28 protein-coding genes are annotated in these 24,867 nt (G+C 36.9%); 12 read left to right on the forward strand and 16 right to left on the reverse strand.

Translation table 11 applies throughout. The annotated features are described in order from the left end of the window. Nucleotides 1-62: 62 nt before the first annotated feature. From VXS03_RS04315 to VXS03_RS04355, 9 genes are read right to left on the reverse strand one after another with little or no spacing between them, the layout of a single operon-like run. A complete protein-coding gene (locus VXS03_RS04315) occupies nt 63-506 on the reverse strand; it encodes a F0F1 ATP synthase subunit epsilon (protein WP_080155454.1) in 444 nt (147 codons plus the stop codon). Between the two features lie 16 nt (nt 507-522). Continuing rightward, nucleotides 523-1,908: a F0F1 ATP synthase subunit beta gene (gene atpD, locus VXS03_RS04320; RefSeq protein ID WP_080155453.1), complete on the reverse strand. Its 1,386-nt coding sequence runs from the start codon at nt 1,906-1,908 to the stop codon at nt 523-525. A 21-nt stretch (nt 1,909-1,929) separates the two neighbouring features. Continuing rightward, nucleotides 1,930-2,802, reverse strand: a complete 873-nt coding sequence (atpG, locus tag VXS03_RS04325) for a F0F1 ATP synthase subunit gamma (protein ID WP_297483157.1) — start codon at nt 2,800-2,802, stop codon at nt 1,930-1,932. A 57-nt stretch (nt 2,803-2,859) separates the two neighbouring features. Then, nucleotides 2,860-4,401 carry a F0F1 ATP synthase subunit alpha gene (atpA, locus tag VXS03_RS04330; RefSeq protein WP_080155451.1) on the reverse strand — a complete coding sequence of 514 codons (1,542 nt, stop codon included), beginning with the start codon at nt 4,399-4,401 and terminating at the stop codon, nt 2,860-2,862. A 12-nt stretch (nt 4,402-4,413) separates the two neighbouring features. Beyond that, on the reverse strand, nt 4,414-4,962 hold the full coding sequence (locus VXS03_RS04335) for a F0F1 ATP synthase subunit delta (protein ID WP_080155450.1): 549 nt from the start codon (nt 4,960-4,962) through the stop codon (nt 4,414-4,416). A 14-nt stretch (nt 4,963-4,976) separates the two neighbouring features. Beyond that, on the reverse strand, nt 4,977-5,447 hold the full coding sequence (gene atpF / locus VXS03_RS04340; protein ID WP_080155449.1) for a F0F1 ATP synthase subunit B: 471 nt from the start codon (nt 5,445-5,447) through the stop codon (nt 4,977-4,979). Nucleotides 5,448-5,499: 52 nt separating this feature from the next. Continuing rightward, nucleotides 5,500-5,736, reverse strand: coding sequence for a F0F1 ATP synthase subunit C (atpE, locus tag VXS03_RS04345; RefSeq protein ID WP_036791577.1), 237 nt, complete (start codon nt 5,734-5,736; stop codon nt 5,500-5,502). Between the two features lie 51 nt (nt 5,737-5,787). Continuing rightward, nucleotides 5,788-6,555, reverse strand: a complete 768-nt coding sequence (gene atpB, locus VXS03_RS04350; protein ID WP_080155448.1) for a F0F1 ATP synthase subunit A — start codon at nt 6,553-6,555, stop codon at nt 5,788-5,790. Between the two features lies 1 nt (nt 6,556). Next, nucleotides 6,557-6,955 carry an ATP synthase subunit I gene (locus VXS03_RS04355; RefSeq protein ID WP_327762190.1) on the reverse strand — a complete coding sequence of 133 codons (399 nt, stop codon included), beginning with the start codon at nt 6,953-6,955 and terminating at the stop codon, nt 6,557-6,559. 580 nt (nt 6,956-7,535) lie between these two features. Here VXS03_RS04355 and VXS03_RS04360 point away from each other — a divergent pair. Then, on the forward strand, nt 7,536-8,357 hold the full coding sequence (locus VXS03_RS04360) for a hypothetical protein (protein WP_327762191.1): 822 nt from the start codon (nt 7,536-7,538) through the stop codon (nt 8,355-8,357). Nucleotides 8,358-8,707: 350 nt separating this feature from the next. Then, nucleotides 8,708-8,920 carry a VF530 family protein gene (locus VXS03_RS04365; protein ID WP_327762192.1) on the forward strand — a complete coding sequence of 71 codons (213 nt, stop codon included), beginning with the start codon at nt 8,708-8,710 and terminating at the stop codon, nt 8,918-8,920. Between the two features lie 156 nt (nt 8,921-9,076). Here the strand turns inward: VXS03_RS04365 and VXS03_RS04370 are convergent, their stop codons facing one another. Then, nucleotides 9,077-9,442: an STAS/SEC14 domain-containing protein gene (locus VXS03_RS04370; RefSeq protein WP_327762193.1), complete on the reverse strand. Its 366-nt coding sequence runs from the start codon at nt 9,440-9,442 to the stop codon at nt 9,077-9,079. Between the two features lie 262 nt (nt 9,443-9,704). Here VXS03_RS04370 and VXS03_RS04375 point away from each other — a divergent pair, with 262 nt between their 5' ends. The 5 genes from VXS03_RS04375 (at nt 9,705) to VXS03_RS04395 (ending at nt 13,052) form a co-directional block, all read left to right on the forward strand. After that, on the forward strand, nt 9,705-9,863 hold the full coding sequence (locus VXS03_RS04375) for a hypothetical protein (protein ID WP_327762194.1): 159 nt from the start codon (nt 9,705-9,707) through the stop codon (nt 9,861-9,863). Between the two features lie 743 nt (nt 9,864-10,606). Then, nucleotides 10,607-11,995: a hexose-6-phosphate:phosphate antiporter gene (gene uhpT, locus VXS03_RS04380; protein WP_327762195.1), complete on the forward strand. Its 1,389-nt coding sequence runs from the start codon at nt 10,607-10,609 to the stop codon at nt 11,993-11,995. A 363-nt stretch (nt 11,996-12,358) separates the two neighbouring features. Then, nucleotides 12,359-12,577, forward strand: a complete 219-nt coding sequence (locus VXS03_RS04385; RefSeq protein ID WP_327762196.1) for a hypothetical protein — start codon at nt 12,359-12,361, stop codon at nt 12,575-12,577. Between the two features lie 117 nt (nt 12,578-12,694). Continuing rightward, nucleotides 12,695-12,856, forward strand: coding sequence for a hypothetical protein (locus VXS03_RS04390; protein WP_327762197.1), 162 nt, complete (start codon nt 12,695-12,697; stop codon nt 12,854-12,856). Continuing rightward, nucleotides 12,813-13,052 carry a hypothetical protein gene (locus VXS03_RS04395; protein ID WP_327762198.1) on the forward strand — a complete coding sequence of 80 codons (240 nt, stop codon included), beginning with the start codon at nt 12,813-12,815 and terminating at the stop codon, nt 13,050-13,052. Before VXS03_RS04390 ends, VXS03_RS04395 begins: the two co-directional genes overlap by 44 nt. Before the next feature lie 368 nt (nt 13,053-13,420). Here VXS03_RS04395 and VXS03_RS04400 read toward each other — a convergent pair whose 3' ends face one another. Beyond that, entirely contained in the window at nt 13,421-13,861 is a 441-nt protein-coding gene (locus VXS03_RS04400; protein WP_327762199.1) for a hypothetical protein, read from the reverse strand. 350 nt (nt 13,862-14,211) lie between these two features. On the opposite strand from VXS03_RS04400, the gene feoB reads away from it, so the two are divergent. Beyond that, on the forward strand, nt 14,212-16,542 hold the full coding sequence (gene feoB / locus VXS03_RS04405) for a Fe(2+) transporter permease subunit FeoB (protein ID WP_327762200.1): 2,331 nt from the start codon (nt 14,212-14,214) through the stop codon (nt 16,540-16,542). Next, complete coding sequence (locus VXS03_RS04410) at nt 16,542-16,793, forward strand: FeoC-like transcriptional regulator (RefSeq protein ID WP_327762201.1); 252 nt, start codon at nt 16,542-16,544, stop codon at nt 16,791-16,793. Before feoB ends, VXS03_RS04410 begins: the two co-directional genes overlap by 1 nt. 84 nt (nt 16,794-16,877) lie before the next feature. Here VXS03_RS04410 and VXS03_RS04415 read toward each other — a convergent pair whose 3' ends face one another. The 3 genes from VXS03_RS04415 to VXS03_RS04425 all read right to left on the reverse strand — a co-directional run bounded on the left by VXS03_RS04415 (nt 16,878) and on the right by VXS03_RS04425 (nt 20,916). Then, nucleotides 16,878-18,356 carry a C69 family dipeptidase gene (locus VXS03_RS04415; protein ID WP_327762202.1) on the reverse strand — a complete coding sequence of 493 codons (1,479 nt, stop codon included), beginning with the start codon at nt 18,354-18,356 and terminating at the stop codon, nt 16,878-16,880. A 192-nt stretch (nt 18,357-18,548) separates the two neighbouring features. Further along, a complete protein-coding gene (locus tag VXS03_RS04420; RefSeq protein ID WP_327762203.1) occupies nt 18,549-19,748 on the reverse strand; it encodes an acetate/propionate family kinase in 1,200 nt (399 codons plus the stop codon). Between the two features lie 490 nt (nt 19,749-20,238). After that, nucleotides 20,239-20,916 carry a CatB-related O-acetyltransferase gene (locus VXS03_RS04425; protein WP_327762204.1) on the reverse strand — a complete coding sequence of 226 codons (678 nt, stop codon included), beginning with the start codon at nt 20,914-20,916 and terminating at the stop codon, nt 20,239-20,241. 76 nt (nt 20,917-20,992) lie between these two features. On the opposite strand from VXS03_RS04425, the gene VXS03_RS04430 reads away from it, so the two are divergent. Beyond that, the gene (locus VXS03_RS04430; RefSeq protein ID WP_327762205.1) at nt 20,993-21,451 is read left to right on the forward strand and encodes a hypothetical protein; all 459 of its coding nucleotides are present in this window, start codon (nt 20,993-20,995) and stop codon (nt 21,449-21,451) included. 44 nt (nt 21,452-21,495) lie between these two features. Here VXS03_RS04430 and VXS03_RS04435 read toward each other — a convergent pair whose 3' ends face one another. Then, nucleotides 21,496-21,924: a DUF11 domain-containing protein gene (locus VXS03_RS04435; protein ID WP_327762206.1), complete on the reverse strand. Its 429-nt coding sequence runs from the start codon at nt 21,922-21,924 to the stop codon at nt 21,496-21,498. Nucleotides 21,925-22,395: 471 nt separating this feature from the next. On the opposite strand from VXS03_RS04435, the gene VXS03_RS04440 reads away from it, so the two are divergent. Together VXS03_RS04440 and VXS03_RS04445 are read left to right on the forward strand one after the other, a co-directional pair. Further along, complete coding sequence (locus tag VXS03_RS04440) at nt 22,396-22,827, forward strand: YhbP family protein (RefSeq protein ID WP_327762207.1); 432 nt, start codon at nt 22,396-22,398, stop codon at nt 22,825-22,827. 402 nt (nt 22,828-23,229) lie between these two features. Continuing rightward, nucleotides 23,230-23,943, forward strand: coding sequence for a PAS domain-containing protein (locus VXS03_RS04445; protein ID WP_327762208.1), 714 nt, complete (start codon nt 23,230-23,232; stop codon nt 23,941-23,943). 39 nt (nt 23,944-23,982) lie between these two features. On the opposite strand, the gene pdxH is transcribed toward VXS03_RS04445, so the two are convergent. Continuing rightward, nucleotides 23,983-24,621, reverse strand: coding sequence for a pyridoxamine 5'-phosphate oxidase (gene pdxH / locus VXS03_RS04450; protein WP_327762210.1), 639 nt, complete (start codon nt 24,619-24,621; stop codon nt 23,983-23,985). Nucleotides 24,622-24,867: the final 246 nt, after the last annotated feature.

A 24,867-nucleotide genomic window follows, 5' to 3' on the forward strand; every position in this document is an offset into this window, starting at 1 on the left:
CCACATGTTATCGCTATGGTGATTTAGCCATAACACACGGTTAGCGTTTTATTCCAACTGATTTAACGACGCATCTGTTTCTGGGTCAATTCAACTGCACGTAATTGTGCCATTGCTTTTGCCAAATCCATTTCCGCCATTGCGAAGTTAACATCATCAGCATGCTTGTTGATGTTTTCTTCGGCGGCGCGACGAGCTTCATCAGCGCGGGCTTGATCGATGTCCTTCCCATGCATTGCCGTATCGGCAAGTACAGTTACTACATTGGGCTGAACTTCGACTATACCGCCAGAAATATAAAGGATTTCTTCGGGATCCTTCAGATTTGTGACAAAGCTTGCTACACCAGGTTTTAGTCGGCTCAATAAAGGAGAGTGACCAGGGCGAATACCCAACTCACCATCGGAGCCTGAAACTGCCAGCGCGTGAGCTGGACCAGAGAACAACGGTCCTTCAGCACTTACGATATTAAGCTGGAACGTGTTCTCGGTAACGCCAATAGCCATAATGCCTCCTCAAGCCTTATAAGGTTTTCGCTTTTTCAAGTACATTTTCAATGCCACCACAGTACAAGAATGCTTGTTCTGGAATGTCATCATACTCGCCGCTTAATAGGCCTTTAAAGCCAGCGATAGTCTCTTTAAGAGAAACGAAAATACCTTTTTGACCGGTAAATACTTCCGCTACGTGGTAAGGCTGCGTTAAGAAACGTTCAATCTTACGTGCACGCGATACGGTTTGCTTATCTTCTTCAGATAGCTCATCCATACCAAGGATAGCGATAATATCTTTTAATTCTTTATAACGCTGAAGTACTGTCTGCACACCACGAGCAACATCATAGTGCTCCTGACCAACAACCAATGGATCAAGCTGACGTGAAGTTGAATCCAATGGGTCAATCGCAGGGTATAGACCCAATGCAGCGATATTACGAGACAGTACAACGGTTGCATCTAAGTGAGCAAAGGTTGTTGCTGGTGATGGGTCAGTCAAGTCATCGGCTGGTACATATACCGCTTGAATAGAGGTGATAGAACCCGTTTTAGTTGAGGTAATACGTTCTTGTAGTACACCCATCTCTTCAGCCAATGTTGGCTGATAGCCTACCGCTGATGGCATACGGCCTAACAGTGCAGATACTTCCGTTCCCGCAAGTGTGTAACGGTAGATGTTATCAATAAATAGAAGAACATCACGACCTTCATCACGGAAACTTTCCGCGATAGTTAAGCCTGTTAGCGCTACACGTAGACGGTTACCCGGTGGCTCGTTCATCTGACCGTAAACCATGGCAACTTTATCAAGCACTCCGGCTTCTTTCATCTCGAAGTAGAAGTCATTACCTTCACGAGTACGTTCGCCGACACCGGTAAATACTGATAAACCTGAGTGCGCTTTGGCGATGTTGTTGATAAGCTCCATCATGTTGACGGTCTTACCTACACCCGCACCACCAAACAAACCCACTTTACCGCCTTTCGCAAACGGACAAATAAGGTCAATGACTTTAACGCCAGTTTCTAGCAATTCAGAGCTGTTTGACTGATCTTCATATGAAGGTGCTGCGCGGTGAATAGCATATTTTTTCTTTTCACCGATTTCACCGCACTCATCGATTGGAGTACCCAATACGTTCATGATACGGCCAAGGGTCTCTTCACCTACTGGTACAGAAATTGGCGCATTAGTATTAACCACTTCTAAACCACGACGAAGACCGTCTGATGAACCCATTGCAATACAACGAACAACACCACTACCAATTTGCTGCTGCACTTCTAATACTAATGCTGCATGCTCACTATCACTTAAGGTAAGCGCATCATATACTCGAGGCACGCTATCTTGATCAAATTCAACGTCAACGACAGCGCCGATGACTTTGACAATCTTACCAATACTCATTTGATGTCCTTAAAATTCTGTTTAAACGGCTTGTGCCCCAGCTACAATTTCACTTAGCTCTTGGGTGATTGCTGCTTGACGGGCTTTGTTATATACAAGCTGAAGATCATTAATCAGCTCACCCGCATTATCTGTTGCAGCTTTCATTGCAACCATTCGTGCAGCTTGTTCACAAGCGATACTCTCAACGGTGCCTTGGTAGACTTGTGATTCGATATAACGAAGCATCAATTCATTGAGGATCGGTTTAGGATCAGGTTCATAGATATAATCCCAGCGACTTGCTTTATTCACATCTTCAGATGCTGTCTCTTCAAGTTCCGGGTTAGGCAACAGTTGGGTTACCTTTGGCATTTGCACCATAGTATTTACAAACTCGTTGTAAACCAGGAACAAGCGGTCAATTTTTCCTTCGTCGAAAAACTCCAACATGGCATTAACCGGGCCTAAAATATCTTCTAATTTTGGCTCATCACCAATACCTGATGTTTGTGCAATTACGTTGCCGAAGCGATGAAAAAACGAAATTGCTTTTGAACCGATCAAGGTGGTATCTACATCAACCCCTTGATCTCGCCATTGGCGCATATCGGCCATGGCTTTCTTGAACAAATTAATGTTCAAGCCACCACATAATCCTCGGTCTGAGGAAATAATGATGTAAGCGACTCGTTTTACTTCACGCTCTTCAAGATAGGGATGCTTATATTCCAACGAACCGGAAGTTAAGTGTCCAATCACCTTACGCATATTCTCTGCGTAAGGGCGGGTAGCTTCCATGTTATGTTGAACTTTACGCATCTTACTTGCGGCAACCATTTGCATTGCACTAGTGATCTTTTGCGTATTTTGTACGCTAGCGATTTTAGTGCGGATCTCTTTTGCATTTGCCATGGTTAGCTCCTATCTACATTCATACTGCGTCGTTTGGACGGAAAGCATTCTCGTTACTTAGTACGACTGCGTATCAACGAATGTTTTTAGAAGCTGATGCAGACTTGCTTCGATATCATCGTTGTAATTACCTGATTCATTGATTGAGGCAAGCAACTCAGCATGTTGGCTCTTAGCAAATGCCATTAATGCTTCTTCAAATACACCAATTTGAGATAACTCAACGTTATTTAAGTAGCCTTTTTCAGCAGAGAAAATAGCAAGTGCTTGCTCCGCTACAGACATCGGTGCGTATTGCTTTTGTTTCATCAGCTCTGTTACTTTTTCACCGTGATCAAGCTGCTTACGGGTTGCGTCATCTAGATCCGATGAGAATTGCGCAAATGCAGCTAATTCACGGTACTGCGCGAGTGCTGTACGAATACCGCCTGACAGCTTCTTGATAATTTTAGTCTGAGCTGCACCACCAACACGCGAGACTGAAATACCTGGGTCAACTGCTGGACGTAAACCCGCGTTAAACAAGTTAGTCTGCAAGAAGATCTGGCCATCAGTAATCGAAATTACGTTAGTGGGTACGAATGCTGATACGTCACCCGCTTGAGTTTCGATAATTGGTAGCGCAGTTAATGAACCAGTTTTACCTGTTACTTCACCATTAGTGAAACGCTCAACATAGTTAGCATTTACACGTGATGCACGCTCTAGTAGACGTGAGTGAAGGTAGAACACATCACCAGGGAAGGCTTCACGACCCGGTGGGCGCTTAAGCAATAGTGAAATTTGACGATAAGCAACCGCTTGTTTCGATAAATCATCATAAACAATAAGTGCATCTTCACCACGGTCACGGAAATACTCGCCCATCGTACAGCCAGCATAAGGGGCTAAGTACTGTAGCGCTGCGGCTTCTGAAGCAGATGCAACCACGATGATAGTATTTTGTAGGGCGCCATTTTCTTCTAATTTGCGTACTACGTTCGCAATAGTTGACGCTTTTTGACCGATCGCAACATAAACAGAATAAATACCAGAATCTTTCTGGTTGATAATGGCATCAATCGCCATCGCTGTTTTACCTGTTTGACGGTCACCGATAATAAGTTCACGTTGACCACGGCCGATTGGTACCATTGCATCAACTGCTTTGTAGCCTGTTTGAATAGGCTGATCAACCGATTTACGGTCAATAACACCTGGAGCAATGATTTCTACCGGTGCGAAACCGTCATTATCAATAGCGCCTTTACCATCAATAGGTTGGCCAAGGGTATTAACCACACGCCCTAATAAACCTTTACCTACAGGAACTTCAAGAATACGACCTGTACCTGTTACTTTCATGCCTTCTGCAAGGTCTGCATAAGGACCCATTACTACCGCACCTACAGAATGACGCTCTAAGTTAAGTGCTAGCGCATAACGGTTGCCAGGTAACTCAATCATCTCACCTTGCATAACATCAGCAAGACCATTGATATTAATAATACCGTCGCTTACAGAGACGATAGTCCCTTCATTACGTGCTTGACTTGTCACGTTGAAGGTTGCGATTCGTTGTCTAATTAAATCGCTAATTTCGTTCGAGTTTAGTTGCATATCTATTACCTATTACGCCTGAAGGCTCGTTGCGAGTCGGTTGATAGAGCTTTTAAGCGTACCGTCAATCACCAGTTCTCCAGCGTTGATCAGTATGCCGCCTATTAGCGTTTCATCGATGTGGCAATCAAGCTCAACACTACGATTTAATTTTTTCTGCAGCGCCTGTACTAAATTGGCTTGTTGTTGAATGCTTAATGGCTCTGTTGTGGTGACATGCGCAGTAACCATGCGTTCATAATCATCTTTAAGCTCACGAAACAATTCAACAACCTGAACGATCACATTTAGACGTCCATTTTCAGCCATTACTTTGATCAGATTCTGGCCATGTTCATCCAGTAGACCTTCACAAACGCCCAAGAACATGTCAGTAAACGCTGCTGAATCGTTAGCACCAAACTGTTCACTGTCTTCAATCTGTTGAGCAATGATTGGTTGACTAGCAACCGTTGCTGCGATGGTCAACATTTGCTCCCATTGTTCCAATGCCTGATTAGCAACTGCATAATCAAATGCAGCTTTGGCATAGGGCTGAGCAATGGTTAGTGGATCTGACATAATGTGCTCTCCGCTTACATATCCGTGATAAGTTTATTAACGAGATCGCGGTTAGCATCAGTATCCAAATTGCGATTAATCAGTTTCTCTGCTGTTTCAATGACCATATCGGACATTTCAGCGCGTAGTTCCTGACGAATGCGATTACGTTCGCTTTCTAACTCTGCTTGACCTTGCGCTACAAGACGGGCTTTTTCTTTCTCGCCTTCTGCATGGGCATCTTCGATAATTTGTGCTCGACGCTTATTACCTTGCTCAACTAACTCACTCGCACTTTTCTTCGCATCTTCAAGAACTTTGGCACCATTTGCTTTTGCGATATCAAGTTCTTTCGCTGCGTTTTCAGTATGAATAAGCCCATCTGCAATATCACGCTGGCGTTGTTCTATTAGCGCAGTAAGCGGCGGCCAGACATATTTCATACATAACCAAACAAAAATCACAAAGGAAATTGCTTGACCAAGCATGGTTGCATTTAAATTCATACCATCCTCACTATTTAAATAACGTTATGATAAATAACGGTAGTTTTAGCTATTAAGCCACAGCAAAGATGATGTAAAGACCAATACCAACACCAATCATAGGAACCGCATCGACAAGACCCATCATGATAAAGAATTGCGTACGTAACATCGGCATAAGATCTGGCTGACGAGCAACACCTTCAAGATATTTACCTGCTAAGTTACCAATACCAGCCGCCGCACCTGCAGCGCCCAAACCAATCAGTAGTGCACCAGCAACATAAAGAACTGCACTTACAATATCCATGAATGACTCCAAAATTATTAAATAGTTAAAACGTAAATCGAACTTAGTTTATTAATGTTCTTCTGTTGCCATCGCAAGGTACACAACGGTTAGTACCATGAAGATAAAGGCTTGAAGGAACACAATAAGAATGTGGAATAATGCCCATGGAACGCTAAGTGCCCACTGCATCCACCACGGCATCAATGCTATTAGGATGAAAATCATTTCACCTGCGTACATGTTGCCGAACAACCGAAGACCGAGAGAAATTGGTTTTGATATTAATGTCACTAACTCCAAAACTAAATTCACAGGGTAAAGCCATGGACTTTCAAAAGGTTGTGTAGTGAGTTCTTTAATAAAGCCACTAAGTCCTTTTGCTTTTAGTGTATAAATTATGATTAACATAAATACACCAAGCGCCATCGACATCGGCACATTGACGTCCGCTGACGGCAATTCACGGAAATGCTCAAAACCAAGTAGACGAGCAAGTGCTGGAATAAAATCAACCGGTAATAAGTCAATGGTATTCATTAAGAAAACCCAAACAAAAATAGTTAAAGCCAATGGCCCTATTAACTTATCTTTAGTTTGAAAAATTTCCTTAACAAGGTCATTTACAAATTCATAGGTTATTTCGATAAAACATTGCAACTTACCAGGAACACCACTGGTTCCTCGTGAAGCAACATATCGAAAGACACCGATAAACAGTAAACCTAACAACCAAACCATGAGCATGGAGTCAATGTTAATGCTCCAAAAACCCTTACCCACAGTGAAGAATGTTAGATGGTGCTCAATATAATCGTGAGCGGTAGTTACTGATTCCACCTTACGTCATCCTAAATTGAGGTTTGTTAAGTATCGGAGTTAAGAAGCACCCTAAAAATGTAACGCTATACGCCAATAGCATAATTTTGTTATCGACGGGTATAAAACGAACCACAGCGAGTATCATTAACGCGGTATAAACCCATTTAACTAATGAGTTAAGCTTGGCTAAATATCTAATATTCGCTTCTCTATTCTTCTTCAATTTATATGCCGCACTACTAAGTCCAAGCAATGAAGGAATAATGGCAATCGCTACACCTATAATTGCAGATTTCACACCAAACGCATTATTTGTAATACAAATTAATATTATAAATAAAAATCCAAGTATTAACTGTCCGAGTAATATGATTTTTGCTGCAGAAATAATATCGTTACAACCTGAGTATGCTTTCATATTTAAATCCTCTACACCGACTGTATCGTAATTATTATGACTCCTTCCCTTTATGAAATTTATTACAGGAAATATAAAAACATTAAATAATCCCTGCTTATATCAGGCTACACCTTGAGTCTGTATAAAAACTGAATATATTTTCATATCGTAATAAAACATTCAATATCGTCACTTCACTAAAATATATAAAACCAAGTTATATATAATAAGCAATTACACTAATAGGCTTATTTTTCAATACGTTTAGGCCTACTGAATACGATATGAAATCTACGTGATCAATTTTGTGATAGCCATTAAAATAAATGCAAACAATGATTACCATTTTTGGTGGTTGATGTTGCAACCTAACATTTACATTATAATGTGCAAAAATCGCATAAATAACCATTAATTATTTTTAACTTTTTTTTACATTAAAAATATTCAACGATTAAGTTATCTTATTAAAATAACGATATTTTCTTTGTGGTTATGTGATTAACTCTTTTATAAAATGGATTATCGTTATTACTTTATAAATCATTTACGCAACAATACTACTCATAAAAAAACACTATTTAGAAACCAAAACATAATGAATAAAAATAAGAACCTTTTCATTGAAAGAGCAAAAAAACGCCACCACCAACGGTATAATTACGCTTTTTTTGATTATATAAACGCCAAAACTAAAAGTATTATTACTTGCCCAACCCACGGTAATTTTGAACAAAGGCCGGATGTTCACCTTGCAGGACATGGTTGTCCGGCTTGTTCTGGTAAGTTAAAAATGGACATTCACACCTTTATTAGCCGATCTACGGTACTTCATGGTGATAAATATACTTATGAGGAATTTGTATATAGTGGAACTTCACAGAAGGGGATCATTCACTGCCACATTCATGGTAACTTTACACAGAGCCCTAATGCACATCTTGCAGGAAAAGGATGTCCTCAATGTGCTTCGTCCTATCATTACTCACAAACTGTCTACATTGAAAAAGCCAATGCTATTCACCTTCATCGTTATCAATATTCAAATATAAACTATACCAACGCACTTCAGAAAATAGACATAACTTGTCTTATTCATGGTATTTTTACTCAACGTGCAGATGCACATTTACGCGGAAACGGTTGTCCAAAATGTGCAAAAAACAGCCATAAAAAAACCACAAAACAATTTATCGTTGATGCAAAAAAAATTCATGGTAATCGGTATAACTATTCATTGTTTGAATACCAAAATATGCGAACGAAAGGCATTATTATTTGCAGTATTCATGGCCAATTTTTTCAATTACCAACCAACCATTTGGCAGGCAGCGGTTGCCAACAATGTGCACAACAAAGTAAAAAAAAAATCAATAATATAAATAAACAACCGCCGATTAAATTATTACAATCTTATTAAATCACTTACATTAACGCTTTATTTTGCTACCAATGACGAAGTACAAAATATTGCTCCTACTGTATAATAAGCACCATATTAATAGACGAGTCATAGTCTTTTAAATATAAGCTGGCGTTATTGGTGAATTTACAATTAATAATACGATTGAATAAGACTGGTTGTTCATAAAAATATTTCGGTTCACTTAAAGACAGTATTAGCACACTTTATCTATATTGAAGTTACCATCCTTGCATTTCGCCAACACCAAAGACTCTAAAAACGACGCTGGGTGATCAGGCCATTGTCAGTTACACTAACAACGAAGAACTCAATATTTTAAATTAGTCACTCAGACGGCATATACCATGACACAAAAAAATAACCCACTACACGGCATTACTTTAGAAAAAGTATTGATAGAACTTATCGAGCACTATGGATGGAATGAACTAGGAGCTCGAATTAACATTCGTTGCTTTAATGATGATCCAAGTATCAAATCAAGCCTCAAATTCTTACGTAAAACAGAGTGGGCGCGTACTAAAGTTGAAAATCTGTATCTTGATATGGTTAGCTAATAAACACATATAGAAAAGCCGCTACATTCGCCCATTAGAAGGCTGATATGTAGCGGCTTACTGAACTTAAGTGTATGAAGCTTTAGATTATATCTATTGGTATAGTAATGATGATTTTATTATTGATACCAAGGGAAATTTTAGCGGCTACATGATTTATTGTAATTGCAAAAACGTGATCGCTTGTGGCTTTTCAGCAAAGGTGAAGTATTGAATATCAATATCACGAAATAATACGTCTTCAATCTTAACTACTTTTTCGATCCAACTTGCATCAGTAACAACAGCAACTTGTTTAATATGTTTGATGCCAGCATGAACAAGATATTTCAATTCCTCTGCAATAGCAGCTAATTCAATACCAGAAAAACTTTCAATTTCTTCGTAGATCACAATACCACCATGATCGACAGCTTTAGCTTCCGCATCCATTAGGACACGCTTCATATCATCTTCTGTTACTTTACCTGATAATGTAAAAGCAACAGCATTATCGATGCCAATATCAATCATTGTTAACATATAAAATTCCTTATTCAATATTATGTTAATTCGCAAACATCATGACTCTGTTACTATGCACCTTTATTAATAAAGCTTCAGCCTCCAAAGCCAAATCTTTACTCAATATGACATTGCAACAATGACAGACAGAGTTTACTAGCATTCAATAGTTACCCACTTTTTTTGTGGATAACAGTTATTTATATCTAAATATCAATACGATATAATTTTCAACAACAAACATCAGAAAATAAAAAAGCCGCACTATGCAAGTGCGGCTGTGATGTTGCACTTAATGTACTTACATGGCACATCAAGTTTGTTACGCTTCGTCACTCATTACGTTGAGCTTGGCGTGTCCGATAACAATGTATGGACCGATATTTTGACGAAGAAGCAAGATTTTTACGGTATTGCTATCCAAATTGTTAACAACTAAGAGTGTTACCTTAGAAGCTTTTACGTATTTCACTTACTGTTACGCGTTGCAACTTGATTGCTATTAATAACGGGTTGAATAGGTCTACTAACAACAACCGGAACCTGAATCCCTAAGTTAGATGAAAACAGCTTGTTTCCTCCTTAAGCTCGATAATATATCTTAGTTCAGGTTAATTTAACTATGGTAGATAAATCGAGAATAGGCAAATTTAAAGATGTGATCTTTATCAAAAATCACTAGTAATAAGCCCTGTCTTTTATATTTACAAAGACAATCAATACCCTAGCCAAATAAAAAATAACAACTAAAATTTCTCAACCATTAATTAAATTGTTATTTAAGTTATTAAGGTCTTTATTTGAATTAAGTTTTTAATTTTATTATTTATGCTTAATTTCTATTTTACAACAAAAAAGAAGAAAGAAAATCTAATTACAAGCCAATTAACAATAATAATTTTTCACTATGCTTATTTTAATAAATTATTATTATTTTATTGATTTCTATAAAAACACAATCATAATGGATAGTGTTAAACAACTTCACACTACCGCGTCAAAAATGCAACCAAAGATTTCACTGCAAATATTAAAAAACGTGATCTAACTTTGAGATTTAAAATTCCATAAAAAAACTAGGAAAAATTCTTAATCCATTTTCACGTATCATCGGTATGGTCTCGCCATAGTGATTTGTCTTACCAATACAAATCTGATTTAAGCCCTAACGAGATTCAATCGATGGAATTATCAATACTTCAACGAGTCCGCAAGCCTACGCTTGACCTATCGCCAAAAGAACGTCGTAAACTATGGTTTTCTCCTTTTCTAAAGTCCTATTTAGTAGTTTTCGTTAGTTATATGGCCATGTATTTGGTCCGTAAAAACTTCAATATAGCTCAGAATGATATGATTTCTGACTATGGCATGAGTTTAACCCAACTGGGTACTATCGGTCTTGGATTCTCAATCACTTATGGTGTTGGTAAGACCATTCTAAACTACTGGTCTGGCGGTAAGAATGCGAAAAACATTCTTCCTCTAGGTCTACTATTATCAGGTTTTTGTATTCTTGGTATGGGCTTAGTCATGGGACCAAGTTCTAGCCAATTTATTATGATGACCATCTTATATGCGGCTTCAGGCTTCTTCCAGTCAGGTGGTGGGTCAAACTCAGTAGTAACTATTACTAACTGGACACCACGTAATCGTCGTGGTCTAGGTGTTGGTTTCTGGAACATTTCACATAATGCAGGTGGCGCATTAGCAGCCGCTGTAGCGATGTTTGGTGCTGATTATTTCTTTGGTGGTGATGTAAAAGGGATGTTTATCTTCCCTGCTGTGATTGCTATCATTATTGCAATCATCGGCTTCTTTATGGGTAACGATAGCCCTGAAGCTTATGGTTTAGGTACTGTAGAAGAAATCTTTGAAGAGCCTGTTTCAGAAGAAGATAATGCGGTTATAGAAAACAAATTGACTAAAATGGAAATTTTTAAGAAATATGTTCTCTTTAATAAAGTTATCTGGATCCTTTGTTTTGCTAACGTCTTTCTTTACATCGTACGTAGTGGTATTGACCAATGGTCAACCGTTTACGCACACCAAATTTTAGGCTTCTCTAAAGACGTTGCAAACTCTGGTTTTACCATGTTTGAAGTCGGTGCATTAGTGGGTACTTGTCTATGGGGCCTATTATCAGATTTATTTAATGGTCGCCGTGGTGCTGTATCTTGTTTTGCTCTCATTTGTATTGTATTCACACTAGGTTACTACCAACACGCAGACTCGATTTTTGCTTATAAAGCATCTCTATTTGCATTAGGTTTCTTAGTATTTGCACCTCAATTACTTATTGGTGTTGCTGCAATTGGTTTTGTACCTAAACAAGGTCTAGCTGCAGCCGACGGTGTTAAAGGCACGTTTGCTTACCTAATTGGTGACTCATTTGCAAAAATTGGTCTTGGCTATATTGCAGAAGGTAACCCTTTCTTTGGTCTTGATGGTTGGACTGGTACCTTTGCAGCAATCAAAGCTGCGGCAATTGCTTGTTGTGTATTAATGGCGCTTGTTGCTTTATTTGAAGAAATTAAAATAAGAAAACTAGCACGGCAACCTGCTGCACATTAATAAGCTAAAAGAATAAAAAGCCCTTATAATTAAATTAATTATGAGGGCTTTTTTATATCGCCATAAAAACAAATAGAGTTATTATTCTAATTAATAATATACCCAATAATCCATTAATATAAAAATCACTTTCTTTTGCACAAATAATTTAATATCTAACTGAAGTATTTAATATCAGTTGTTTTAATATTGATTAATGGCCACTATTAACATCAGTCTATATTTTAGTACAAAAAGTCAGTTATATGTCAGCATTTAAATGCACCTATTCCCTAGTGAAATATATATAGTATTATCATCTCGAAAGAATCCATATACTTCACTAATAAGATTGATACAAAATTAGTATCAACTGGAATAATTATGACAGACACTAGAATATATAGCGCTGACCGCCGTCAATGCGCAAAATTTCTTTATCGTGGTTCGTTCGGGCCTAAAAAAGGACAAATAGATCACCTTCAAAAAAATGGTTTTGATGCTTGGTTTGATGAACCATTTTCAACACCACCTACTTTTCATTTACCAAAGCTAAAAGATCTTTTCAACAGTAACCGTAATTATACAAAATGGATTGCATAAGTCTTCATAGATAACGGTGATGGCATTCGTGGCGATTTACAAGCAACAATTAAAGCGATATTAACCGATCCTGACGTTTTTGCAGGCTTAGCTAACGATCTGGACAGGGTACTCAAGGTGAGTATCAACACTGACATCATCAATAATCGTGGAGTTACATTGCCACAATTATTGATGACATATAACCTACAGCAAGATCTATGGCAGTTGGATACTGAAAATATTGGTAATACTTATGACTGGACACCAAATCGTAACGGGAGATGCCGTTCGTGGTAAAGCCATCTATGGAGAATGGCCGCAATTAACTGTCGATAGCCAACATAATTATAATAATGGTCGTATTATTCCAACGATTGCAGCAGACCAAGTCAATGCTTCATTGTGTCGTTGGGTTGGTTTATCAGAAGCACAAATACTATCAATATTCCCGAATCTAACTAACTTTAATTCGCCTTATATCGATTTTATTTAACGGTATAGAAATAATATAAAATGTCGAGCTAATTACTGGCTCGGCATTTTTATACTTTTATAAAACCAATACACTATCTAAGCCAATAGCAGTATCGTGATAACTTAGGATAATAAACGAAATATTTTATACTACGATAAAAATCAAGATATACACGAACAATCATTCACCACAGAAATGCATTATAACGGCTTTAATCTATTCTAAAATGAATCTCAATCATTGAAATTATTATAACCGAACCTACAGGTTAATTTAATGAAATAAAGTTATAATATTAATCAAATACAAAAATAGCATTAACGTAATATGAATTATAAAAAAGATATAACCAGCCATTTTTTGTGGCTGGTTATTATGATATAAAATTAAACATTAGATGATTCAATACTCATCTGAAGGACATCCTCACCCGCAACAGCAAAATGCAGTTCAATACCACCTTTTGAGGTTATGTTCTTTATCAATTTAATATCATGTTGGCTATATTGTTTTAAAACAAGTTCATGAAGTTCAGAAATTAATTTATCTTTATCCACAACGGCTGCTTTTTTCTTGCTTTCAAACCACATAAAAAATTTCACATACTGATTATAAACACAGTGATAATAAACCAGAAATAGCGTTTTAAAAAGCACATAACCGCTTCTAAATCTTATCTTCATCACAAATATAACGATAAAAAATAACATATGAGTCAACATGTGACCATTTATCTTAAAGTGTAACTTTTTGTGTTCGTCGTATAGATCATAAACTCGCTTCGTCACAATGCTATTATAGAACGAGATGATGTTGTTATCTTTCATTTACAGCAGCCTAAAACATCATAAATAAACACTCTCACAATAGCTAGAATAACACTTACTCATTATTATAAAGCATATTATTTCTCGTACTAACGATAAAATACCATCAAAATAAGGCCATGATTAATATATAAATATTAATGCCATTATTAAATAGTGATAATTATACCAACAGGCTTAATATCTATTTATAAATAATATTTGACGATAGCTGTCAATCTCGATATAAATGTAATTGATTTCTATTTACGTTTGTAACTCATTATAAATTTTAATAACGTTAATATACTTTTAATCTCTTATTTATTAGTGATTTTTTCTATTATCATATTCTGTTCGGAGAAATAATAATGGCAAATAATATTGCCTTATTGGGAAACCCAAACTGCGGCAAAACCACATTATTTAACATTTTAACAGGTTCAAGACAACGAACTGGCAATTGGGCGGGCGTAACAGTTGATAAAAAAGAAGGCATTTATCACTATCAAAAAAAAACTGTCACGGTAGTAGATTTACCCGGTATTTATTCAATGAGTTCTTTTGATGAACAAGGATCTCTTGATGAACAAATTGGGTGTGAGTATATTTTAAGTGGTGAAGCCGATCTTGTAGTTAACATTATTGATGCAGCCAATATAGAACGTAACCTTTATCTCACATTGCAACTACTTGAAATGAATGTGCCCTGTCTGGTTGTACTTAATATGCTAGACATTGCCCGTCAAAAAAATATTGTTATTGATAGTGAAAAATTATCTGCTCAACTTGGTTGCCCAGTCGTCAGTTTAATCGCCAATAAAAATAAAGGTATCGATCCATTAAAAGCAGCAATAGAAAAACAACTTATTACGCCTCAGTTATCTCAATTTAAAACAGAATTTCCAGCACCGTTACATCAAGCTATCACACAATTAGCAGCTGAATTCCCTGATAAATTAATTGCAGATAACAATAAAGAATGGTTGGCATTAAGATTACTTGAATCAGATATTTCAGCACAGCACCACGTAATTAATACCGATATTCCAAATCGTGTAACACACTATCAAAATTCACTTTATCAAACATATAGTGAACATGCTGATTTATTGATTGCCGACTCTCGCTATCAAACTGTCGCTACTCTCGTCAATCAATGTACTTCTCATGAACAAGCGACTCAGCACAAATTAACTCAATGGATCGATTCAATAGTGTTGAATCGTTATTTAGGGTTACCGATCTTTTTGTTCGTCATGTATTTAATGTTTTGGTTTGCAATTAATATTGGTGGTGGGCTCCAACCTATTTTTGATCAAGGTTCAGCCGCAATCTTCATTCACGGTACAGCGTGGCTATGCCAATATCTCGGTTTACCTGTTTGGCTAACAGCCATTTTATCACAGGGACTTGGCGGCGGTATAAACACTGTAATGCCTTTTATCCCTCAAATAGGGTTAATGTTCTTATATCTTTCGGTATTAGAAGACAGTGGCTATATGGCGCGAGCAGCTTTTGTTATCGACCGTCTGATGCAATCAATAGGCTTACCCGGTAAATCATTTGTGCCACTCATTGTTGGCTTTGGTTGTAACATTCCATCAATAATGGCTTCGCGTACGCTTGAAACACCAAGGGATCGTATTCTCACTTCAATGATGGCGCCCTTTATGTCTTGTGGAGCTCGACTGGCCATTTTTGGCGTTTTTTCTGCTGCTTTTTTTCAAGGTATGGGCAGCTTGATCGTATTCTCACTCTACTTGTTAGGTATTTTAGTTGCCGTATTGACGGGTTTTATATTAAAGAAAACGTTATTAACCGGCGAACCATCGCCTTTTATCATGGAATTACCAACATACCATGTGCCTAGTGTTAAAACGACCTTAATCCATAGCTGGAGCCGTCTTCGTGGCTTTTTAGTCAAAGCATGTCGACTGATAATTCCCATTTGTATGATTGTGATGGCACTCAATAGCATTACATTTTCTGGACGAGTTATTGAGCCAGGCCAACAGCAACAATCGGCATTATCAGATATTGGTCGTTGGGTCACACCCGTGTTATCGCCACTTGGTGTCAACCAACAAAATTGGCCTGCAAGTGTTGGCTTATTAACGGGCTTCCTAGCTAAAGAAGTTGTTGTTGGTACACTTAACACCCTTTATAGCGCTGAATTAGCCAATAAGCAGCTTCTTAATGGTTCCCAATCTTTCAACTTATCCGCGGAATTAAAAACCGCATGGCAAGATACGATTAATGGCGTCGTGAATAGTTTTTCATTAACCACATTGAAAAACCCGATCAAAGCCAGTGAAGCTGATGGCACAATGAATACAACAGCGATGGGACAAATGCAGCATCAATTTGGATCTATGGTCGGCGCATATGCATATTTAATCTTCGTTTTATTATATGTACCGTGCGTATCAACCATCGGGGTTATTGCTAAAGAAATTGGACGCAACTGGGCTTGGTTTTCTACTTTCTGGGGAATTGCAGTGGCTTATGCATTAGCTATCCTTTTTTACCAAAGTGCTACATTTATAGCGCATCCAATCGCCACTATTGGTTGGGTGATTTTTGCGGTCTTACTCGTTACTAGCTTCATTATTGGAATTCGTTATTTAAGCCACAAAGTTGACTGGCAAATGTCAATTCCAACCACAGCCCCACAACATAAAAGTGGAGGCTGTCACTAATGGTATCCTTAATTGCAGTAAGAAATGCAGTACGAACAGCAAGGATTATTTCACTGACTCAACTCAGCCAGCAATTTGACAGTGAACCACAATGGCTATTGATTTTACTTGATGATTTAATTAAAAGAGGAAAAATAGAACGTTGTGAAATGATGAAAACCTGCAGTCAAGAATGCCAAGGATGCCAAACAACAACGCTCGACATAACTTATCGCTGGTGTGATGAGCAAATCGCGATTGCTAATATTTAACGGCCTATTTAGACGTTAACATTAACCTAAAAGACCACTTCATTATGAATGACAGTGGTCTTTTAAATTATGTCTCAGTGTTTATTACGCCCCAGAAAAATTATATAACTTATCCGTTTCAATCGTTAATAGCGTAAACAATTCATTGGTTAATTCTTCTGTCAATGCTAGCGCTAATGCTAATATTTCATGTTCAAAAGTATTAATACGTTCAATTGCTTGTTGAGGATGAAGAACATACAACGTTAGATATTCAGCTTCCATCAGTTGCTGTTTATGGGCTGTTTGTTGCTCGAAATCATGGTAAGCCTGCTGCACAATAGGCGCAAACTTATTCCAATTCATCATTGCTAATGTTTGTAGTTTACGGAACTTCCAATATGCAGAATGGCTATCTGCTGTATTTTCACCAATCGTGAGTACTTCAGGTACAGATGTCATACCTTGATAAAAAGGTAAATACACACTAAGTGCCGTCATTCCATAAGCTATATATTGTACCTCACCAATCGCAATGGGTAACTGGGGCCGAACGTGTAATACGTGAGAATGCTCAGTACGAAAAACAGCTATCGGACGGTAAGAATCATTAGGATTACAATGAGCATAAGCGTCATGATCCGTCGCCTGATAGTGGTTACGTAACCCCTGCATGACATCATAGACGCTCAGTTTATACTTAGGTGTTAAATAAACAGGAAACGTTGAGCCTTGATCTATTTTAGTTGTTAGACCATCAGTATAGAGGTGTTGTAATGTCCATACCCGTGGGTAGTTATATGTTTTATCACGCTCAATATCTTGAGAATAAGCACGATGAAAATTAAAAACACCTCGATTTTCAGCCGACGGTAATTGGTGTTTTTTAGCAAATTCAACTAACCCAGCAGAAGCCATAAAATCGGGATGATCAGCAATATAATCAACTAACCGACCTTGGTTGGCGGAAACAAAATATTTATCTGCTGGAATTTTAGCTGCCATCCAATGATGGCCACTACCTGTTTCTAAATACCAAATACCCTCTTTATCAACAAACGCAACGCCAAACCCTTCAGCAGTACCTTGCGTTTCAATAATATGACCAAGTAAAGCTACACCTTCTTGCGCACTATGCACTCGCGGCAAGATAACATTAACAATAGCATCTTCACCAATACCAGAAGCGGTAACATAAGGATCAATCGCGAGCACTTGTGCATTATTAAACACTGTTTCCGTTGCTGTTATACCAACACCGGCTGAGTTAAATCCAGCAGCACCAAAACTGGTACCATTAGTATCAAAATCAGAGTTTGACGTGTATTGCAGCGCATTTTTTGCTGCTGGGTAGGTGAAATTATTTCCCATAGATCCAATAGAATGGAAGTCTTGCCGCTGCAAGTCTTCAGCTGGATGGAAATTAAAGTGTTTCGCGTTGATCGCTTCATGATCCTCATTACGGGCAATAATAAAGGATCCATCAATAGTAACTTGATTACCGACTAAAATCGTAGTGCAAGCGCTTGTCGCTAATGTTGTTGTGTTTTTAGTATTACAATATATTGAAGATAATTGTTTCATTAGCCAGTATCCAGCGCATAAAAATATACCCTCACTGTATACGATAAAAACCAAACATGATTGTGATCACAATCACAATCAAAAGCAAAACGGCTTTGAGCATATGCTCAAAGCCGTTTTCCTGTTCACTATATTCTGCGTTCCACTTCAGAATATCACCTTAGCGTTCCACCTAAGGTGGTTTGCAACTACTTATGCTTCAGCATTCAGTAGTGCTAGCGATTGCTGTGCAATCACAAACTCTTCATTAGTCGGAATAACCATCGCTAATGGTGTATTCTCCTGACTAATAATACCTTCAGCGCCAAAACGTGCAGCTTCATTACCTGCAACATCTTCACGGTATCCAAAAATTTTCAATAAACGCATAATTTCACGGCGTACAGGTAAAGAGTTTTCACCAATACCACCAGTAAAGATAATGCCGTCTAATTCATCTAATGCAACCATGTATGAAGCAATGTATTTTGCCGCACGGTAACAGAAAACTTCAAACGCAAGTTTAGCGTCATGATTACCCGCTTCCATCGCTTCAATAATGCCACGACAGTCACTAGTTAAACCTGAAACCCCTAAGAAACCAGAGTTACTCACTAGTTCTTGATGTAAACGCTCTTGTGACCAACCTTTCTTCATTAAATATTCAAGAATACTTGGATCAATATCACCACAACGCGTTCCCATCATAAGACCAGCAAGCGGAGTGAAACCCATTGAAGTATCAATACTTTCACCATTTTTAACCACGCATACCGATGCGCCATTACCAAGATGAACTGAAATAAAGCTTGATGCTTCAACAGATTTATTAATGCGTTTTGCCGCTTCACGAGTTACATAATAATGGCTAGTGCCGTGTGCACCATAACGACGAATATTATATTGCTGACAAACTTCTTTAGAAATTGCATAAGTATATGCTTTTTCAGGCATTGTCTGGTGGAAAGCAGTATCAAATACAGCAAACTGAGACAATGTTGGAAAAGCTTTTGCTGCTGCTCGCATACCTAGCACATGAGCTGGATTATGTAACGGAGCTAAATCGCTCAACGCTTCGATATCAGCCATAACTTGTTCATCAACATGAACAGTACAATTAAACTTAGTTCCGCCATGTACTACACGGTGACCAATTGTCACGATGTCGTCTTTCATACCAAGTTCATCAACTAAAGCAACAATACGATCAATTGCTTGTTGATGATGGCCATCAAGGCCATTAAGTTTAAATTCTTGCTTTTCTCCGTTCACTTTCCAGCTAACAACGGCTTCAGGAAGATTAAAACACTCACCAAGACCACTTAACGTAGCTTCACCGGTTACCGTATCAATCAATGCAAATTTAAGTGAAGAACTACCAGAATTGATTACAAGAACTAAAGAATTGCTCATGGTTATCTCATCAGAATATTTAAGGGCGAATTTCGGATTTATTAACAACATCCAGTTTTATATTTACTCAGTTCAATGCGTAATAATCATTCAACTCAGTAAGTATCTTATACCCCATACTACTCAATTTTTTTTTAATGTCTCAACTTTTGTTTCAAAAACCACTTAAAAATTTAAATTTTACTGGTTTAGATCAATTTAAAGACTAAAAATCGATTTAATTCGCATAAATCCGCACCATTTAATCAAATTAAGTTGAATGTCACATATGAACTTTTTCATATTCTGAGCGTTTACTAACACAAATATGCGACATATCAATCAAAAAGTTCAAATAAGCACCACTTTTAATAGCGTTTTTCCAATCGAAAGAGTGTATAGACTTAATAAAAATAATGTTATCAGTTATGCATTCTTGCAGCGAATACTAAATAGTAAGAAAACATTACCGATCACAAACAAATTCGCTTTTTTGATAATAAATAACCAATTATTCATCTGTAGATGGCTTATCCATTGTTATATAATATTCATAAAGACGATCAATATCGGCACTACACATTATTGCCATTGCTGCTTTTAATTGTGTTTGAGACCAATGCCACCATTGCATTTCTAGTAGTAATTTAATCTGTGGTGAGCTAAATCGCTTTTTAACACATCGTCCAGGGTTACCAACAACAATTGAATATGGCTCAACATCTTTTGTGATCACAGCCCGCGTTCCAATTACAGCACCATCACCAATGGTAACACCTGGCATAATGACACATTCCGCTCCCAACCAAACATCATTTCCAATAACCGTATTCCCAGCTCGCTCAAAGCCACTCTTAACACCATCACCAAATTCTGCAAAATCAAACGGAAATGATGAAATCCAATCATGCCGATGGCCTTGATTACCCGCCATCATGATTACAACACCACTGGCAATTGAACAAAAACGGCCAATAATAAGTTTATCAACGTCACCAAAAATTCCAGATTGCCAAACTTCATTACTTGATTTATCCCCTAACAAATAATGAACGCATTGATCTTCAAAATGATGCTGATGGTAGTAACCAGAATAGTAGCTATAGTCACCCACTTCTATATTAGGATTAGTGACATGTTGCTTAATTTCATAGCCACCAATCCAAGATGGAAAAATACTCAACGCCATACCCGTCTCCTTGATACTCAACATTCACCACAAAACAGCATATCATAGCTAAAATACTCATCATGATGGATCAACTATGACGCTTAATCATTTATACAATGCTTATTTAGGTGAGCTCTATGGTATTAGTTTTTTTACCACATTTATTGAACAGTATAGTGACCCTAGCCATAACAACAAATGGCATGCTTTATTAGAAGTTGAGATAATAACAGCTAAAAAACTGAAACTCGCACTAGCCCCTTTAGGTGTAACATGCCCAGATTATGATCAAAAAATGTCACAACAAGGTATAGAAGACGCTAATAAATGGCTTCACCTTTCATGGACTGCACTCATTGATAACATGGTTATTTGGGTCGCCCCTTACCAGCAACGCTATCAACAGCAAGCTGATAATGCTCAGCAATACCACGAATTATTTAATTTAGTTGCTGAACATGAAAATACTATCTATAACTTTTTAGTTACAGAACAAGCAAACTCACCAAATAGCCTACAAATACTGCAGCATTTTATTGATAGCCATAAGTAGTAAAACAACTATCGTTTGTTATGAGTAAAGCGCCAGTGATACCGTTATTTAATCGTTACTTGATAACTTACTCGCGCCGTAACTCCGGCCTCAAGCTTGCCCAATAATTGCCAAGTAATGTCACCTTGATATCCAGTATTATTAACACCATCAGGAGTGAAAATTTGACAATTCAGTACTGGCGGTAGATGGCCATCATTACAATCAATGGTTGTTAGCAATGTTGTAAAAAGAGGTACAGAAGTAGAAATATTAATATTTGAAATAGCACTATAGGTATTATTAGCGATATAAATATTGTATTCAATCACATCGCCAGGGTTAGCATCGATCAGTGTCGATGCTTCACTTTGTTGGGTAATATTAGTGACTGTTTTTGTTAAGATGACATCATGAGGGGTTGAAGCAATAACCATGTAACTATATATATTTAAAAGGAAAAAAACCCAAAAACCACGTTTATACTTCAACATAATTTTGCCTCTTAACTCATGTCATGTCGTAAATAATAATTTTATTACTTATGATTTTATTGTCTCATTAACTATTCAGTGTCTTATTTTTAAGAAAAAACGAACAACACCAGTAGCAGAACGATGATCAAGACAGCTTTTTTTACGGAGAATGTAACTTCAATTAAAATATTCTGTTCGATATATGATTGATTAATGGTACAACACTCTTTTATTGACAACGACACCATATGAATATAATAAAAAAGCAATAATAAACAATAAGTTAAAAAAACGGATATCATAAAGTAGCCAAGCACTCGACTATACCTTGATCATCGTTCCATTATCGAAAGAGAAGACTTATTGCCCTTCATCTTAATAACAGATAAAGTCAATTATGTATAATTATTCATTTTTATTAGTATAAATAGATTATAAAAAACCAGCCTTTCCTAATACTTTAATTTGATAAATAGTTTGAGGTATATAATGAATAAAACCAAACATATATGCGATTTTATAAAAAATAATCATTTATTAACGTTATGCGTAAATAGCCATTCTGATTTATGGTGTGCTAATTGTTATTATATTTTTGACTCAAATACAATGTCTCTGTTTATTATGACGAGCGAAGAAAGTTACCACAGCCAATTAATGATGCTAAATAAGAATATCGCAGGCACTATAGCACCTCAACCAAAGAATATAATTGATATAAAAGGTATTCAATTTAAAGGCTATATAGAAAAACTAACAAATAAAGAAGAAAAGCGAGCAAAAAAAAATTATTACAATATTTTTCCTGCAGCAAAACTTATTTCAGCACCCATTTGGGAAATAAAACTGACGATGATAAAGATGACAGACAATAGTTTAGGATTTGGAAAAAAGCTTACTTGGCCCCCTGAAATGACTTAAATAACATACACCAAAGAATGCATATCAATACAATGTGTAAATGTCAACGGGTGATTTCCCCCCTATTTTGTTATCATCGGCTTAGATATAGTTGCCATGTTAATATTTCATCCAACGCTGGGGAAATATTAATAATTATCCGTAAGGATAAAATCAGTAAGTGTTGTAATATGTACTATCAAATAACAACACTTATTGATTATCTCTTCTACACGTCGTACAGGATTATACTCTTAGGAGTCAACGTCTTGTTTTTGCCGATCTCTATGATCGGCTTTTTTTTATTCAATAAATTTTCGCTTATAAATTGAGCATTACATACTATATAGATTTACCCAATGTAATAAACTCATTACAATCAACGAAAATTACTATTAATAATAGACATAAAGCTCATAAGAAATGGACACTCATAGTACTCACCCCTCATTAGATATATTAAACCAATTACCTGGTTGTTGGGGTTGTAAAGATATAAATTCAGTTTTTGTTTATGTAAATGAGGAATACTCTAACATCATCGGTTTTAAAAACCCGCTTGATTGTATTGGTTTTACAGATTTTGATATCCCCCATTTAAGCGCTAAATATGCATATATCTTTCAGCAACAAGATTTACAAGTAATGACAACCGAAAAGCGGTTACGCATTCTTGATATTCATCCTTACGCGGATGGGTCTTGGCGAGCACATTTATTCACAAAAACAGCATGGCGAGACAACAATAATAAAATTATTGGGACCATCTTTTCAGGAATAGAACTTAAAGATACATCTCTACTTGAAATTGGACATTGGCTCTGTCGTACTGACACGATTAAACAGCAACAAGAAAAGAGTAATCATTTCAATAATCCCCCTTTAAATATTTTGCTGAATACACGCGAATCAGAAGTCTTATTTTTACTTCTGTACGGTAAGAAACCACAGTACATATCTAAAACACTACAGTTAGCCGTAAAAACTGTAGAAAACTATGTTGTTCGCTTGCGAGATAAATTTAATGCTAATTCAAAAGGTGAGTTGATTGAATTAGCACTTGATGCTGGTTTTGGTTCACATATTCCAGAGAGTATGTTGAAAACACAGCAATCTATCATATTACGTGAATATTAATAAAATTAGCGGAGTATATTACTTCGCTAATTCATTAGTTTATGGCGCTAGACGTTCAATAGTCCAATCATTATTTTGGTTACGTGAATATATAAAACGATCATGTAAGCGATGCTTACCACCTTGCCAAAACTCAATCGATTCAAACTTAACCCTATATCCCCCCCAAAAATTTGGAAGCGGCACTTCTCCAGCCGAAAATTTCTGCTTTAATTCAAAAAACTTACCTTCAAGGGCTTGACGAGCAGAAAGACGAGAACTTTGTTTACTCGCCCAAGCGGCTATTTGACTTTCTTTAGGTCTACTTGAAAAATATTTCATTACTTCAACTGTTGATAGTTGCTCTACATGGCCAGTAATGTGGACTTGGCGCTCAAGTATATGCCATGGAAAATGCAAACTTATCTTATTATTTATATGCAATTGTTCAGCCTTACGACTACTTAAATTGGTATAAAAAATAAAACCTTCTTTATCGACATCTTTTAATAGAACTATCCGTTGAAATGGCTGACCTTCTTCATTCACAGTTGCAATAGTCATCGCAGTTGGATCAGGTAAGTTGGCATCTACCGCTTGTTGAAGCCACTTATTAAATAAATCGAGAGGTTCACTTGGTAAGTCATCCCGACGCAAACCACCCTTAGTATATTCTCGACGAATATCACTTAAATCCATTTCATCTCTCCTACTTTAAAATACTTAATAATTACATCATTATAAATAATTGAGAAAAAAGCACTTTTAAATTGCAAACGCTTATTTGTTGCATAAAGAAATAGACGCATTTAGCGAAAAAGAACTTTTGTTGACAAACAATCAACTGCATATCACTTAGTTTTGATAAATTATATCAATTAGATATATTCATATTCAGCATCTCTTTATCAATTATTTACTCGCTGAGTGCTGCACTTAACTTTT

This window comes from Photobacterium sp. S4TG1 (genome assembly GCF_036040035.1).
In the GTDB taxonomy this organism is placed as follows: Bacteria; Pseudomonadota; Gammaproteobacteria; order Enterobacterales; family Vibrionaceae; genus Photobacterium.